Genomic DNA, 16,297 nt, shown 5'->3' on the forward strand with positions numbered 1-16,297 from the left:
ATTTACATTATGGGACATCTATAAAGGTAAAATACCCCTAAAATTTTATTATTTTCTCTCTATTTCACTTCTATTTTTTTTAGATTTAAGTTATATTAAAAAAGTTTTAGATAAAATATATAACTTAACTATATAATACTGAATAATACTGAGGAGTTTTAATGTCTGGTTCAGCAACTCAACGTTCTAATTTTGTTAAGCGTTGGCAATCTTTTTTTGATAAATGTCAAGATTACAGATGCTTTGGGGATTGTTTGCAACTTGGCGAACAACCACAAGAAAATGTTGTTAACAGCGACAATGAAGATATAATTGATAAAATCGCTATCCCCACAAAGATTCAAGCTTCAGAAAATGCTTGTGAAATTCCTCAAAAAAACAATGAAAAAAATACACAATCGAACAAGCCTGAGGTTAATAAGATCACAGAACTTTCAGACTTGAAAAAATATTTGGACTTAGTACAAATAAAAGAAAGTTTATTAAAACCATATTGTCTGTTTTCTGATTATCCGCTTGTTGACGCTAGAGAGCTTATGCCTTCTTTTGACGTTGATCCATATGAACATAAAGCCTTGCCGGGCTTTGCTTTAGTTGCGTTTCAACGTAAGCTTTCATATTTTGATGAAGTTTTTCAATATGATACTTTATATAGCGAAAATCCGGGAAAAAATATTTCTCAAGCTATCTGTAACAATAAAAATTTAAACGTTTTACAACAACGACTACAGCGTGCCTTGCATGAAGATTTACGTCAATGTTGTCTCGGAAACGACCTTGCTTCGTTAAAGATGTATCCCGTTATATTAAAGTTTCTATTGGAAATGGATAGAGCTCAAGTAATGGCACATGACCAAAACGGATATTTTAGATTATCAGGGATAAATGCCTCATTCCCTTCTGATTTAGATACCGAAGTTAAACGTTTTGGTTTAAGAATGGGTAAGTTCAGCATTGGCGACAATGAAAAATATGAACAAAATCGTTCTTTTGTCATGCAATTTTTAATGGAGTTATATGGCTACCCTCTTGCATCAGAACGCAGAACCTCTGCCGCCATATTTTCCAGACGTTTACATAAGCTACAAGACAAATTTATGATAAGAGCTTTGGGACAAACAGACAGAGTTATCACAAGTTTATATAACTTTAACTCATTGGAAGCAAATTATCCTCAGGTAGAAAAAGTTGCACTCGTTGGCTTGGATAAAGATCAGGCTGAAGCTGTGCTTGAACTAAAAAACGGAGAAGAATTTTTTGTTGATATAAAAAGAAAAGCTGTTTTATTAAGATCTAGATATACCCAACACTTATATAGCCCTGAAAACGTTAGGCAAGACAGGGCGTTATCTGTTGTTGAACAAGAGCTTATTCACCCATATACAGGGCAAGTTATTAAAAACATTAATATTTTAAAAGATAGCACAAATATGTTTTTAAGGCTTAACGATATAGTAAGGGGAGAATTTAGAGGAAGAATTATTTATAAAAGACAAGAGGTTATAGAAAACACAGATAGCGAAGAAAAACGTTTAAAATTTTTATATGCTTGGCTTGTTAAACACCAACGACGTTTTATCAGTTATCGTGATGAATATTTTGTTAATGTTGCAAAACTAGTTGAAAATTATTTGTTTAATTTGCATAATAACAAAGCTGTCAATTATGAAGACGTACGCATTTTAGTGCAAGAAGTTCAAGCCCGTTTTAGCTTTATTCAACAAGCAAGAAAGGTGAAAATACTTGAAGATTTAAGATACCGCGTCTTTAGAAATGAACGTATTGGCTATTTGCGTATGCTTGAAGAAAGCAATAAACTATTGCAGGAATTAAAATTTGAGTTTGTTACTTTTTTTGAACAGCATATCGCAAGTGCATTGATTATAGGCGAACATATTTTAAATGATAGCTATTTAATAAGAAATTATATCAAAAAAGATGATAAAGCTCTTTCCAAGCATGGTTTACAAATCAAAAAACAATACAGTATAATGGTCGGTTTATTAGATGAACTTGTCGCTATTAAAAAAGCAAGACTCGATATGCAGGCTGAACGCAATAAAGACAAAAAATAACAACCATATAATATAAATTCAAGGAGTCATTTCATGTCCACCTTAAAAAACACCCCTCTTTCTGAATGGCACGCTGCCAACGGTGCTAAAATGGCGGAATTTGCCGGCTGGAATATGCCTATTCAATATCCGACAGGCATTATTAACGAACACAAGCACACAAGAGAACAAGCCGGTATTTTTGATATTTCACATATGGGAGAGTTTTTGGTTAAAGGGAAAAATGCCTTTAAAAGTTTATCAAAAATTTTAAGTCATAACTTAACTACCTTAAAAAATGAGCGTTGTCGTTATGGTTTTTTGTTAAATGAAAACGGTGGAGTTTTAGACGATTTAATAGTTTATCGTAAAAGTGAAAATGACTTTTTCCTTGTGGTTAATGCCGCACGCATAGAAAATGATTTTAATTGGATAAAGCAACACCTTGATGCTGAAACCACTATTGAAAATGTCTCAGATAAAACAGCTAAAATAGACTTGCAAGGTCCACGTTCTTTAGATGTTCTGGAGATGACGTTAAACCAAAACTTTAAGTTACTGCCCTATTTTGGTTTTGTTGAATTGAACTTTGCGGGAATTGATTTGCTTATAAGTCGTACGGGCTATACCGGAGAATTAGGCTATGAGCTTTATGTTCCCTCTGATAAAGTCTTGAAACTTTGGGAGCTTTTATTAAAAAACCCTACTGTTAAACCGATTGGCTTAGGTGCAAGAGATACTTTAAGGCTTGAGGCCGGCTTACCTTTATATGGTCAAGATTTAGACGAAAAACATACCCCTGCCGAAGCCGGATATATGGCTATGCTAACTTCACCGGAAAATTATATTGGCAAAGAAAACGCAATAAAAATCAACGAACAACTCGTTGCTTTAAGTATAGAAGGAAGACGCAGTGCCAGGCACGACGACGTGGTTTGTCTTAACGGAACGGACAAAGTTGTCGGGCGTGTTACCAGTGCATCTTTTGCTCCGTCTTTGGGTCAAAGTATTGCATTGGCATATATTAAAAAAGAGTTTGCGGATAATAAAGAGTTTAGTATTCAGGCGGCTAAAACCATATTAAACGCTAAAGTTACAAATCTACCTTTTTATAGCGGAACTGCCCGCATAAAGCTATAACGTTATTATATTTTATGCATACTTTTTATTTAAACCCCGAACAGTGGAATGAGTTTAAGGATAAAGATTTTATCCTGGAAAATGATGAGGCAAAACATCTTATTCATGTGTTAAGGCTTGGCATAAACCAAGAGCTACGTTTGATAGACGGTCAAGGACGCTGTGGTTTGTTTAAGATTGTCAAATTAAATAAAAAACAAGTTGTTTTAAATAAGTTGAGTGAAAGTTATTCCCAAGCGATGCCTAACCGCCCTATTTTGGCTCTTGCTTTTACCAAAACCTTAAAACGCAGTTGGATTATGGAAAAAGCGGTTGAATTTCATGCTGCTGAAATTTGGTTGTGGCAAGCAGAACGCAGTCAAGGGAAAATTCCCCAAGATGCTTTATCTCACTGGAATAATCAGTTGATAGCCGGAGCAAAACAGTGCCAAAACTTGTGGTTGCCTAAAGTGAAAATTATTCATAATGATACAACTCATGTTTGTCCCGGAGCTGCCGGACTTGCTCATTCTTTTGATCTAAATATCCACCAAGCTTGTCTGCTCTGGGAAGAAGAAAATAATTCTAATATGTTGGAACAACCGGATATTTTTACGCCTCAAAAAACAACGGTTTTTATTATTGGTCCCGAAGGCGGTTTAAGCCTTAACGAAGTTAAAGTATTACTTGAAGGTGGTGCTGAAAAACGTAGCCTTGGAAAAACTATCTTACGTTATGAAAGTGCCGCTTTGCTTTGTTTAGGGCTTTCTTGGTGGGCTAAATCAGTTTATGACAACAAGAGTATATAAAATGGCTCTTTCTCGTATTTAATCAATGAAACAATCAAATCTTTTTAATTCCACACCGCAACAGCCTTTAGCGGAACAGATGAGACCTAAAAACTTAACGGATTTAGTTGGTCAGAAACATCTTTTGTCCAAGGTGGAAAACCTGTTGCGTTTAAAACGCCTGCCCAGTCTTTTGTTATATGGTCCTCCGGGCTGTGGGAAATCTAGCTTAGCTCTAATTTTAGCTCAATATAAAACGCAAAATTCCAACTCACATTTTGTCAGAATATCTGCACCGGAAGCAGGTTTGCCTCAAATGCGAAAACTATTGGCTGGTGCTGATGTATTGGTTTTAGACGAATTACACCGTTTTAGTAAAGCACAACAAGATTTTTTTCTGCCTATTTTAGAAAGTGGAGAAATAACCCTTATTGCCACAACAACAGAAAATCCATCTTTTTCTGTAACCAGACAGCTTTTATCACGCCTACATATTCTTAACCTTACTCCTTTAAAACACAATGAATTAATGGAACTTGCTTTAAACGCTTGCAAGACATTAAATATTGAACTTGAAGTTGAAATTTTACAAGCATTAACGAGTTTTTCTGGCGGTGATGCCCGTACCCTACTTAACCTGCTTGAATATATAGTCGCCCTACCCAAAGATGAGCTTAAAGCCGATAAATTAAAGGAACTTTTGCCTGAGTTATTGCAAGTTCGCCATGATAAAGACGGAGACAGCCACTATGATCTTGCCTCTGCTTTAATTAAATCAATAAGAGGCAGTGATCCTGATGCTGCTCTTTATTATTTGGCTTGTTTGCTTGAAGGCGGTGAAGATCCGCGTTTTATTTGTCGTCGTTTAATTTTGTCGGCATCTGAAGATGTGGGTTTGGCTGATCCAAACGCCCTACCGTTGGCTGTTTCTTGCCAACAAGCTGTGGAATTTGTCGGAATGCCCGAAGGTTTTATTCCTTTGGCTGAAACCGTGGTGTATCTTGCTTTGGCACCAAAAAGTAACTCTACTTATCTGGCATATCGTAAGGTGGCGGCTTATATTAAAGAAAATGGGGTTAAACCTGTTCCTTTACATTTACGCAATCCTGTTACTAAATTGATGAAAAATATGGGTTATGGTAAGGGCTATTTATATCCACACAATTACCAAGATGCTTACGTTGATCAACAATATTTACCGGATGATGTGAAAGATATTTCATTTTACACCCCTAAAAATCAAGGACAAGAGTTGCGTCTTAGCTCAAATTTAAAAAACAGGAAAAAATAATGGATAATTCTAGTAACGATATTGTAGACTTTACAAACAATTATATTAGCCCAAACTATCAAGCCGTTGGTTTAACAAGGCAGTTTCCTTCGCTGTGTTTTTATAAAGAACTTTTGTTTGAATTTATCAGAGCAGGCATAAAAGCAAGAGGTGGAAAATATACACCAGCTGATTGGGTTAAGAGCAGTAAAAAAATATTAAAATACCTAGAGGTAGTTGGAGTTAAAATTAGTATTGATGGAATAGAAAATATTCTACAAACCAAAGGTCCTTGTGTTTTTGTGGGAAACCATATGAGCAGCCTCGAAACCTTTATCCTTCCGGGAATTGTTCAACCCTTTAAAGATACAACCTTTGTTGTTAAAAAATCTTTATTAAAAGTACCTTGTTTGGGCAATGTTTTAAAGGCACGCAACCCTATTGCCTTAGACAGAACAAACCCCAGAGAAGATTTGGTAAAAGTTTTGGAAGAAGGAACTGCATCTTTACAATCAGGGCGTTCAGTTATTGTTTTTCCTCAAAGTAAAAGAAGTTTAGCTCTTGATGAAAAACAATTTAATAGTATTGGCGTTAAATTGGCAAAACGTGCAGGTGTTCCGGTTATTCCCCTAGCCCTTCGCACTGATGCTTGGGGAATGTCATCAAGTTTTATAAAAGATTTTGGAGTAATTAACCCCAACTTACCTGTGTATTTTAGTTTCGGGAAAGCGTTATATATTGAAGAAGGAAATGGAAAAAAAGAACAAGAAGAGCTAATAAGTTTTATTCGTGCAAAATTGCAAAGTTGGAATATATAGTTAGTTTTTTATCTGTTTTTTGCATCTTACCCCGTTGAAACTAAATTTAACACATCATTTTAAATGGTTCTGTTGCAAAATAAGACTGTAAACTGAAGCGTTGCAAAATACCAAAATAAACAATTCCGCTAATATGGCATTTTCCATGAGCAAATTCGTTGTGGCTATTCAAGACACTACTCTTTTGTACTAGCTCAAATCAAAATAAGACCATCGCAACATAGCTTTGCGATGGTCTTATTTTGATAACTTTAACTTTGTTTTACGTTTTTATAACCGTTCAAGGCTTCTTATCTAGATAATATGATATAATAACTATCTTTTTCATATTATATTTAATAAAAATCAAAGCTTATTTTTTCTTATTTTTTGTATTAGAGTTTTTTTCAATGTTTTTTAAGACATCAAGAGCGACTTGATCCCCTTTATCGGCAGCTTCTTTTAATAAGGTTTTTGCTTTATTCATATCTTTCGGAACGCCCGCCCCTTTTGCATAAGCAACACCTAATTCATAAGCACATCCGGGGTGTCCAAGTTCTAAACCTTTTTGGTTGTAAGATGCAGATTTTTTTTCATCTTTTTTTACTCCGTCGCCAACTTTATATATTTGTCCCAAGGCGTAATAAGCATCTCCATGCCCTTGGTTGGCAGCTTTTTCCCACCATTTAACAGCATCAGTGGCACTGCGTTTTCCAAAAATGCCTCTTATATATGCCATGCCTAAGTTAAATTGAGCTTCAGGGTGTCCGGCATTGGCAGATTTTGTCCAATATTCTTTAACTAGATTAGGGTCGGCTTTAACGCCCTCGCCTCTTACATAAATTAACCCAAGTGCAAATTGTGCATCGGTGTTTCCTTTATCTGCTAAAGGCTTTAACAAGTTGATAGCTTCGGTATATTTTTTTTCTTGATATGCCAAAGAGGCTTTTTTTAAAACTTCAACATCAGCAGGATTTGTTGTATTAGCTTTTTGTTCGTTTTGAATCGGTGCTTTGGTATTAGCAGAAAACGCATTTTGTGGAACAAAGCATGACAATGAAAGCGACAAAACACTAATTGTCAGGCTGTAAAACAAACTTTTTTTCAATATATTGCTCTTCATAAAATCCCTCTTTATTAAATAGATTGTTCTTAACTTTTTATTATCATAAACAATTAAATTATTCTATCATTATTTATTTTGATTTTCCCGTGTTTTCCAACGCCTATGCATCCAAAACCATTGTTCTGGATATTGTTTTATGTATTTTTCAACTGCTTGAGTATAATATTCTGCAACGTAATGAATTTGTTCTCTTAGCGATCCGTTTAACGTTTTTGTGTCTAAAGGTTCTTCTAAGCGTAAAGTATAATGAGGCTTTTTAGTTTTCTTGTCAAAACTGCGAATTAAAAACACCGGAAAGACAATCGCTCTAGCTCTAAGAGCTAAAATCGCCGGACCTGAGTTAACAGCGGCTTGTTCTTCTAGAAACGGTAAAAAGATAGCTTCTCTTAGTTTTGTGTTGTGATCTACCAAAAAACCGGAAATGCCATTTTTTGCTAATGTTTTTAAGACCTTTGGTGCAACGTGTCTACTGTCTAAAACTTCTGCTCCGTTAGCAGCCCGCAATTTAAAAACCGCTTCACTTATTATGGGGTTTTTCATATGCCTGACGATAACTTGAGCTTCTTTGTCGTCTTTGCAGTCTCCGAGTAGTCCCGCCAATAACTCCCAAGCACCTAAATGAGCAGTAACGATGACTATAGGACGCTGAATTGTTCTTAATTTTTGATATATCTCAGAGTTTTCTATGGTTAATGTTTTATTTAGCTCTTTTATTCCAAAGCGTCCGACATAAAAAAGTTCTAAAAATGAATATCCAGTATTGATATAACTTTGTTTGGCTATTTGCCTTGCGTTTTTTTTGTCTAAATGTAGGCGTTTAGAGATAGTATCTATTGCATATTTTTTACGTTTAGGCAGAAAATACCAAAGTGCCAAACCTAAAATCTTACCTAAAATATGTAAGCTTCTAAGGCTTAAGGAACTCATGATACGCACACTTGTATCAACTATAAACTTTATATTTTTTTGTTTGTTCATTATTTATTACAAGACTCTTCAAGTATAACTTTAAGTTTATTGCTTTCTTTTTTTAAAATTTCCGAGGTTAATTCGGTTTCTTGAATATAATAAGGCGTATTTAAGTAGATATTTACCTTGGTAAAAGGATATGGCAATTCGAATTTATCCCATGAATTAAAGATTTTACCTTTTGTCATTACGGCTTTTAGCGGAATAATTGGAATATTTAATTTATGTGCCAAAAAAAATACGCCTTCTTTCACCTCATATCTCGGACCTCTTGGTCCATCAACCGATATACAAGCAGAAAAACCTTCGTTTTTAATAAATTTCGAAGTTTGAATTAGTGCCTTTAATCCGCCTCTTGAGCTTGAGCCACTTGATACTCTAAAGCCTAATTTATTTAGCACCAAAGATAATATTTCACCGTCTTTACTGGGGCTGACGATTGCAACAAGCTTAATATTTTCTACCATTTCTTTGGCGTACAAGGTTGAAAAAATTTCGCTATGCCAACCGGCTAAGATAAAAGTTTGATTGTTTTTAACTAAATTTTCAACATGCTCTATTCCATGATATTGAAAGCGAATTGTTTTACACCATATTTTATAAAATAAACTGATAACATTTGCTAAAAAATTGGGCATTAACTTAATTATTTTTTTATATATCTTGTTTAAAAACTTCATATCTATTGCAAGGCAGCTTCAAACTGCATATTATAAAGTTTTATATAAAGCTTTGATTTTTGTAATAATTCTTCATGTGTTCCAATATCAACAATTTTGCCTCTATCCATTACAAAAATACGATCAGATGATAAAATAGTTGAAAGCCTGTGGGCAATTACAATGCTCGTTCTATTTTTCATGAGATTTTCCAAGGCCTTTTGAACTATTTTTTCTGATTCCGAATCAAGAGCACTAGTTGCTTCATCAAGAATTAGTAAAGGAGCATCTTTAAAAATCGCCCTTGCAATTGTTATTCTTTGTTTTTGTCCGCCTGATAACTTTACTCCACGTTCTCCGACTAAAGTATCATAACCGTTGGGTAACTCTTTGATAAATTTGTCGGCAAAAGCCGCTTTAGCCGCCATTTCCAACTTTTCAAAATTTCTATTGTTATCGCCATAACAAATATTGTCGGCGATAGAAACGTTAAACAAAAAATTATCTTGGGAAACAATAGAAATATTGTGTCTTAGTGAAGTAATATCGTAGTCTTTTAAATTTATATTGTTTAATAAAATTTGTCCTGATTCAGCTTCGTAAAAACGGGGAATTAAATTGATAAAACTGCTTTTTCCTGCTCCGCTTGGTCCTACGAGTGCAACCTTTTCACCTTTTTTAATGGTAAAGTTTATATTGTTTAGAGCAAGATTTTGACCTGACTGATAACGCAGATTAATATCTTTAAATTCTAAGGTTTCAAACCCTTCGCTACCGGTTAAATGATTTGGGTTTAAAATAACATTCCCACCCTGTTCAGGCGTTAATACCTTTGAGTCTAAAATCATAAAAACACGTTCAGCCCCAACCAAAGCGTTTTGTAAATTATTATTGGCGTTAGATAGTTTTTTGACCGGATCATAAAGCATAATTAAGGCAGCAACGAAAGAAAAAAATGTTCCCGGGGTGGCTGCTCCTGAAATAACTTGTCCGCCACCATAAAAAATAACAAAACCTATGCCGATTGCTCCAATTAGTTCCATGGTTGAAGAAGTTATAGAACTAAACATAGTCTGTTTTAAAACAATATCTAAGACTTTTTTATTTTTTTCGATAAAATTTTTAACTTCTGGCTTTTCTGTGGAAAAAGTTTTTACAATTCTGATTCCGCTAAATAATTCTTGAAGCAAAATAACAATATCTTCAGATTGAGAGCGATTTTTGCGTGAGAGTTTACGAATACGTCTTCCAAAATAAAAAAACGGAAAAAAACAAATCGGTAAAACAATAACTGCCCAAATTGCAAGAGAAGCGTTTTGATAAAAAACAACACAGATTAAACCCAGCATTGTAAATATTTGTCGAACCATATCTACAACAGTTGGCAAACTTGATTTTATCATGTCAATATCGCTTAAAACCAACCCCATTAACTTACCCACCGGGTTATTTTCATAAAACTTGGTAGGCAAGCAAATAATCTTGCTGAAAAGTTTTTCTCTTAATGTTTGTAAAACAAGATACCCTGATGATTCCATACAATATGTTTGAGTAACTCTAAAAACAGATTGGGAAATAGCAACAATAACATAGGCAATAGGCACAAGCATCAAATAGGTAACATTTTTTTCAAGGAAAATTTTATCCATAGCTGGTTTAATTAAATATGCTGTAGCAGCCGAAGACAAAGAAACAATCAACATACTCAAAAGAGCAATAGAAATACGTAGTTTATACGGCTTAAAAAAACTAATACAACGCTTTAATAAATATATATTTTCTTGACGCGATAGTTTATGCGTATGACTTTTTAAAATGGCAAAAGTATCAGGGTCAATCATACTTTCCATTGTACTTGTTGGCTTTAGTGCTTTACTTTTTACGTCTATATTCATAATTTATTGTCTCTTTTTTTGTTAAATTCAAAGCCTTAAAATAATTTATTGTATTAATTGGCTTTTTTTATATATTGATTTGATATGTTCTTTGGATTAAAAAGGTTGCTTCATTAACAGTTAATTAAAGGGGCAAAATATGCCACAAAATATAGAGTCTTCCGCTATTTTAGATTGTCAAAATCTCAACTGTCCTGAACCGGTGATACAGTGTAAAAAATTTTGTCAGAATAATAAAGATATTCTTTGTTTTACTGTGTTGGTCAACAATGCAGCCTCTAAAGAAAATGTAACTCGTTTTTTAAAAACACAAAATTATGACCTTAAGATAACTATTGAAAACACAACATGGTATATTCAAGCTTGTAAAAAAGGTCAAGAACAGCCAAAATCTAATCAAGCCAATACAGATATTTTAACAGAAAATCAAGCAGAGAAAAAACATCTTGATTTTATTAGAGAAAAAACAGTTGTTCTATTAAGTTCAGAATTTTTCGGAAGTGGCGACGAAATTCTTGGTTCAAAATTAATGCTTAATTTTTTAAACACCTTGCCTGAACTTAAAGACGAGCTTTGGCGTATTATTATGTTAAACTCTGCTGTTAAATTAAGCAGTAAAAATCATCAAGCGGTTGGTGCTTTAAAAAAACTCGAAGATTTTGGAGTTGAAATCTTGGTTTGCGGAACTTGTCTTGAATTTTACAATATTTTAAAAGATAAACAGGTTGGTGAAACTACCAATATGTTAGATGTTGTAACCTCTCTTCAGCTTGCTGACAAGTTAATCCAAATATAAAAAAAATAAAAAAAATACTTGGCAAAGCTCTTTTAATGCTGTATCTTACACCGTTTTGAAAAAGAAATGAATTTTTATCGTTAATTGTTAAAATTTATTAAGTGGTAAGATATTTTAATAAGTTAACGATATATCTTTTAACATGCCTTTGTGCAAAATAAAAATATGACCAAGTATATCCAAAATGATAATATTCGCAATATCGCTATTATTGCTCACGTTGACCACGGTAAAACAACTTTGGTAGATGCCCTCTTTCGCCAGGGAGGAGTTTTTAAAGCCCACCAAGAAGTAGAAGAAAGAGTCATGGACAACATGGATCTTGAACGTGAACGCGGAATTACTATTTCTGCTAAAAACTGTGCTGTTACCTATGGTGGTAAAAAGATTAATATTATTGATACACCGGGCCACTCAGATTTTGGCGGAGAAGTAGAACGAGCTTTATCTATGGTCAACGGTGTTATCTTATTGGTTGACTCGTCCGAAGGACCGCTTCCTCAGACAAGGTTTGTTCTAAAAAAGGCTTTGGAATCAGGTTTAAAGGTTATTGTTGTTGTTAATAAAGTTGATCGTAAAGATGCACGCCCCGAAGAAGTTTTAAACGAAGTTTATGACCTTTTTATTGATCTTGGTGCAAACGATACACAACTTGAATTCCCTGTACTTTACGCTATTGGACGATCTGGAGTTGCCTCTTCGAACCTTGAAGACTTATTGCAAGATAGCCTTGAAGGTCAAAGTTTAATTCCTTTATTTGAATTAATTCTTTCAGATATTCCCGGTCCTTCTTATGATCCAAACGAGCCGTTTCAACTACTCGTTGCTGATATTGATTATTCCGATTATTTAGGACGTTTGGCTGTCGGACGTATATTCCACGGAAAAATCAAAGGGAAAGATAATTTAATCCGTATTGATGACAAACAACAAGAACACCCTATTCGTGTTACAAAACTTCAAGTTTATCAAGGTTTACAACTTGCGGAAACTGAAGAAGCCGAACCCGGAGATATTGTTGTTATTGCCGGAACAGAAGATGTTGATATCGGTGATACTATTTGTACAAAAGAAGCCCCTAAAGTTTTACCACGTATTCACGTTGATGAACCTACCGTGGCAATGCGTTTCTTTATCAACAGCTCTCCACTTGTAGGTAAAGAAGGCAGTATTGTTCAGTCTAATAAAATTCGTGAACGTTTGGAAAAAGAAGCCCAACGTAATGTTTCTATTGAAATGGCGTTAACAGAAGATAAAGAATGTTTTATTGTTAAAGGGCGAGGCGAATTACAACTTGCTATTTTAATAGAACAAATGCGTAGAGAAGGATTTGAACTTTGTGTTGGTAAACCCGAAGTTATTTTTAAAGAAGAAAACGGACAGGTGCTTGAACCAATAGAACTCTTGCAAGTTGATTGTGATGAGGCGTTTTTAGGTGCCGTTACCGAAAAACTTTCTTTGCGTAAAGGGCGTATGACTAACCTTGTTAACAATAATTCAGGTAGAATACGCATAGAATTTTCTATTCCTGCTCGTGGTCTTATTGGTTATAGAGATGAGTTTTTAACCGATACTCGAGGAACAGGCTTGATGAACTCTACTTTATTGGGATACGAAGCTTATCGCGGAGACTTTCCAACAAGGTTTACCGGTTCTATCGTTTCCGATCGTGCAGGCGTTGGCGTGCCTTATGCCCTCTTTAACTTAGAACCACGTGGGCGTATGTTTGTTACTGCCGGTGAACCTGTGTATGAAGGCATGATTGTAGGTGAACATAACCGTGATAATGATATTGATGTAAACCCTTGTAAGGAAAAGAAACTAACCAACATGCGTGCCTCAGGTAAAGATGAACATGTTGTTTTAACACCGATTAAACCAATGACTCTTGAACTTGCCATGCACTTTGTACGTTCTGATGAATTGGTTGAAGTTACCCCACAATCTATTCGTTTACGCAAAGCGGTTTTACCTGCACAAAAAAGACATCAATTAAATGGTGCTAAGAAAAAAGCCGATTAAGCACTAGATTTATAATTTTATTTTTTGTATTATCAAAAAGAGTGAAAGATAGAGAGCAACATTTTCTATTCCTTTACTCTTTTTTCTTATTTTAATTTTAACACATAAAAATTATAGAATTAAAAGAATGTGGAATAAACTGATAAAAAACTTAGAGATAAAAACTGATCTTTTTGATACTGATGAATTCAATAAATCCGTAAAAAATGAAGATGAATTTTTGTCTGTGCTTGATCCAAGTTTAAGAGAAGATGACAATTCAGAGCCTTTGTTTTTTCGTCGTCTTTTGCATGTATCTAACAATGATAACCCTGATAATGTCCAACAAGAAAATTGTGTGGGTGAGTTAAATATTTTTAAAACTTCACCACAAAACGCCATTAATATTTATACTCAATTAACATTAAGTCTTAATAACCTTTTAAAAACAAGCTTAAATTGTGATGTTTTTAATATAGCGAAACTTCCGCCAAATTTTTATTTTGAATCAGAATCAAACACTCAGCTAAGCGAACAGTGGCATTGTTGTTTATTGCGTAATAAAAAAGATATGTTAGGAAAAGCTCAAGATATAACAGATGAATTGTCAGAATATATTTATACAACCTCGCCAATTAAGAGATTGATTTTTCAAGATTTTACTGATGAAATTAAAGAAAAAATATTGGTTAATATTATATTTATATTCATTTTAAATAATAAAGAATTTCAAGCCTTAGAATTAACAAAAATATTTAAAGAAGACAGCGTGTTATCTGTTGCCCTGTTAAAACATGTGAATAAAGTTTTTTCCGGAACAAGTGTTCAGGCGGAAAGCGTTGATCACGCCATTACCCTTTTGGGTCAAGAAAGGTTTTTACTGTGGCTTGCTGCTAATGCCTTGTTAAATTCAGGTTCTCTTATAGGGCAACAAAATCGTTTTTTATTGGTTCTGCGACAGGCTTCTTTATTAATAAACCTTATTGATACTTCAAATAACAGTAAAATAACGCCCAAAGATATTTTTTTAGCAGCAGTCTATCCATTGTTAAACGGCTTGTTTGATCTTGATAAGGCAGATTTTTTTCAATCTTTACAAACACATGCTGAACAAAAACTTGATTTAACGTTGGATATTATAAACTTTGAACTCTTAAATAAGTTTTTTTCAGATTACGCCCTGTTGCTTGATAATTTTGATAATTGCGATGAAATACAGCTTAAAAATTCGTTAAATAAACTCGGTATTTCTGAAAAATCTTTTAAAGAGGCTATTTGGAAAGCTGTAAAATGGGAAGCTGAACTATAATTAACGCTTAAGGATAAAACAATGGAACTATTTGTTATTGATGAATTAAACCATGAAGATTGTAAAAAGATAAAAGCTCGCTTAAAAGAAATGGAATTACAAGCCAATATTGAAGGTATTTACTGGCTACCTATTCCGGCAAAATTATTGAGTGAAAAACAAAAAACACATAGCGACTGTTCTCCGCATGTTTTGGCGTTGGAACTTGATGAAGACTCACTAAAATTAGAACTATTAATACGTTCAAGTCAAAAACTGCGTTGTGATTGCATAGAAAAACCAAGCCCTGAGTTAAGAGAACATATGATTGTTTATCTTGAAAACCTTCTAAAAGATTTGAATATTGATTTTTAAGTGGATACGCATTTTGATTTTTCTTCTTTGGCTCAAACCTTAAAAGAGCTAAATCCTAAAAAAGCAAAATTTTGTTTGGGAATTGAACGCTTTTTAAAAAAAGAGCTGTTACTTTCTGATGAACTCAAAGATACACAAATTATTTTAGGTGTTTCAGGCGGAGTTGATTCGCTTGCCCTGTTTTTTATTTTGTTTTTTTTACGTCCACGATTAGGTTATAATTTAAGTTTAGCACACTTAAACCATGGGCTTAGAAAAGAGGCAGAAACAGAAAGCCTTTGGATAAAACAATTAGCTGAACATTTTAATATTCCTTGCTTTATAAAATATACAGATATTAATGCAGAGGCAAAAAAACTCAAAATTGGAACAGAAGAAGCCGGACGCAAGGCTCGTTATGCTTTTTTTATAGAAATAGCCCGTCAATATTCAGATAAAACAGTTTTTATAACAACAGCACACCATTTAGACGACTTATCGGAAGAAGTTTTATTAAGACTCATTAGGGGAACAGGTTGGACGGCTTTGGCAGGCATGTCCGCTTTGAAACAATTTAACCATGACTATTATCTCAATAGTTTTTCAGAGCCAAGCAACCAAACAAATGACCTCCAACAAAAAAAGTATCTCTTACGCCCTCTTTTGTTAACGCCAAAATCTGAATTAATTGACTTTATGCAAAGCCTAAATTGTCCTTGGCATGAAGATGCATCAAACCTTTCTTCTGTCTATAAAAGAAATCGTGTGCGTAACTTAATAATGCCTTTGATTTTAGAAGAAAACCCAAATTTCAGAGAAAAAGTAGCACAACTTTGGCAGCTTGCACGCATTGATGAGGAATATTGGAATACTCAAGTGATCAATAAAATCACTTTAAATGATAACGCTGTTACTTTATCATATGAATTTTTATTAAAACAAAACAAAGCCTTACGGTTAAGGTTATATAAAAATGCGTTAGAAAGCTTAAATGCGGGAGATGTTTTGTTTCAAACTTTGTTTAAGCTTGATAATGCAATAATAACCAAGCAAACGGGCAAAGAATTTGAATTTTCACACTCTAAGGCGGCAAGACTGATCCCACAAGGTGTAACTTTTTATTTAAAAAATACAAAATAATTTATATCTTAGATTTATTTAGAAATATATTGTTTTATATT

At 33.9% G+C, this 16,297-nt stretch carries 14 protein-coding genes; 10 read left to right on the top strand and 4 right to left on the bottom strand.

Annotation, left to right across the window (positions count from 1 at the left end; all coding sequences use genetic code 11):
- The first annotated feature begins 161 nt into the window (after window positions 1-161).
- The 5 genes from BT999_RS06740 to BT999_RS06760 are packed head-to-tail and all read left to right on the top strand — an operon-like array spanning window position 162 to window position 6,049.
- On the top strand, window positions 162-2,075 hold the full coding sequence (locus tag BT999_RS06740; protein ID WP_072697021.1) for a hypothetical protein: 1,914 nt from the start codon (window positions 162-164) through the stop codon (window positions 2,073-2,075).
- Between the two features lie 33 nt (window positions 2,076-2,108).
- The gene (gcvT, locus tag BT999_RS06745; RefSeq protein ID WP_072697022.1) at window positions 2,109-3,194 is read left to right on the top strand and encodes a glycine cleavage system aminomethyltransferase GcvT; all 1,086 of its coding nucleotides are present in this window, start codon (window positions 2,109-2,111) and stop codon (window positions 3,192-3,194) included.
- 14 nt (window positions 3,195-3,208) lie between these two features.
- On the top strand, window positions 3,209-3,982 hold the full coding sequence (locus tag BT999_RS06750; RefSeq protein WP_072697023.1) for an RsmE family RNA methyltransferase: 774 nt from the start codon (window positions 3,209-3,211) through the stop codon (window positions 3,980-3,982).
- A gap of 25 nt (window positions 3,983-4,007) precedes the next feature.
- On the top strand, window positions 4,008-5,252 hold the full coding sequence (locus BT999_RS06755; protein WP_072697024.1) for a replication-associated recombination protein A: 1,245 nt from the start codon (window positions 4,008-4,010) through the stop codon (window positions 5,250-5,252).
- On the top strand, window positions 5,252-6,049 hold the full coding sequence (locus BT999_RS06760; protein WP_072697025.1) for a lysophospholipid acyltransferase family protein: 798 nt from the start codon (window positions 5,252-5,254) through the stop codon (window positions 6,047-6,049). Before BT999_RS06755 ends, BT999_RS06760 begins: the two co-directional genes overlap by 1 nt.
- 352 nt (window positions 6,050-6,401) lie before the next feature.
- Here the strand turns inward: BT999_RS06760 and BT999_RS06765 are convergent, their stop codons facing one another.
- The 4 genes from BT999_RS06765 to BT999_RS06780 all read right to left on the bottom strand — a co-directional run bounded on the left by BT999_RS06765 (window position 6,402) and on the right by BT999_RS06780 (window position 10,677).
- Window positions 6,402-7,151, bottom strand: coding sequence for a tetratricopeptide repeat protein (locus BT999_RS06765; protein WP_084650629.1), 750 nt, complete (start codon window positions 7,149-7,151; stop codon window positions 6,402-6,404).
- Between the two features lie 69 nt (window positions 7,152-7,220).
- Entirely contained in the window at window positions 7,221-8,132 is a 912-nt protein-coding gene (locus tag BT999_RS06770) for a lysophospholipid acyltransferase family protein (RefSeq protein ID WP_072697026.1), read from the bottom strand.
- Complete coding sequence (locus BT999_RS06775; protein ID WP_178139327.1) at window positions 8,132-8,761, bottom strand: lysophospholipid acyltransferase family protein; 630 nt, start codon at window positions 8,759-8,761, stop codon at window positions 8,132-8,134. The genes BT999_RS06770 and BT999_RS06775 overlap by 1 nt, the downstream gene beginning before the upstream one ends.
- Before the next feature lie 44 nt (window positions 8,762-8,805).
- Complete coding sequence (locus tag BT999_RS06780; protein WP_245790995.1) at window positions 8,806-10,677, bottom strand: ABC transporter ATP-binding protein; 1,872 nt, start codon at window positions 10,675-10,677, stop codon at window positions 8,806-8,808.
- 139 nt (window positions 10,678-10,816) lie between these two features.
- On the opposite strand from BT999_RS06780, the gene yedF reads away from it, so the two are divergent.
- From yedF to tilS, 5 genes are all read left to right on the top strand, one after another.
- A complete protein-coding gene (gene yedF, locus BT999_RS06785) occupies window positions 10,817-11,473 on the top strand; it encodes a sulfurtransferase-like selenium metabolism protein YedF (RefSeq protein ID WP_072697028.1) in 657 nt (218 codons plus the stop codon).
- 165 nt (window positions 11,474-11,638) lie between these two features.
- Window positions 11,639-13,495 carry a translational GTPase TypA gene (gene typA / locus BT999_RS06790; RefSeq protein WP_072697108.1) on the top strand — a complete coding sequence of 619 codons (1,857 nt, stop codon included), beginning with the start codon at window positions 11,639-11,641 and terminating at the stop codon, window positions 13,493-13,495.
- A gap of 127 nt (window positions 13,496-13,622) precedes the next feature.
- Complete coding sequence (locus BT999_RS06795; protein WP_072697029.1) at window positions 13,623-14,783, top strand: HDOD domain-containing protein; 1,161 nt, start codon at window positions 13,623-13,625, stop codon at window positions 14,781-14,783.
- A gap of 21 nt (window positions 14,784-14,804) precedes the next feature.
- A complete protein-coding gene (locus tag BT999_RS06800) occupies window positions 14,805-15,137 on the top strand; it encodes a hypothetical protein (protein ID WP_072697030.1) in 333 nt (110 codons plus the stop codon).
- Entirely contained in the window at window positions 15,138-16,256 is a 1,119-nt protein-coding gene (gene tilS, locus BT999_RS06805) for a tRNA lysidine(34) synthetase TilS (RefSeq protein ID WP_072697031.1), read from the top strand.
- Window positions 16,257-16,297 lie beyond the last annotated feature (41 nt).

It is taken from the genome of Desulfovibrio litoralis DSM 11393 (assembly GCF_900143255.1).
In the GTDB taxonomy this organism is placed as follows: Bacteria; Desulfobacterota; Desulfovibrionia; order Desulfovibrionales; family Desulfovibrionaceae; genus Frigididesulfovibrio_A; species Frigididesulfovibrio_A litoralis.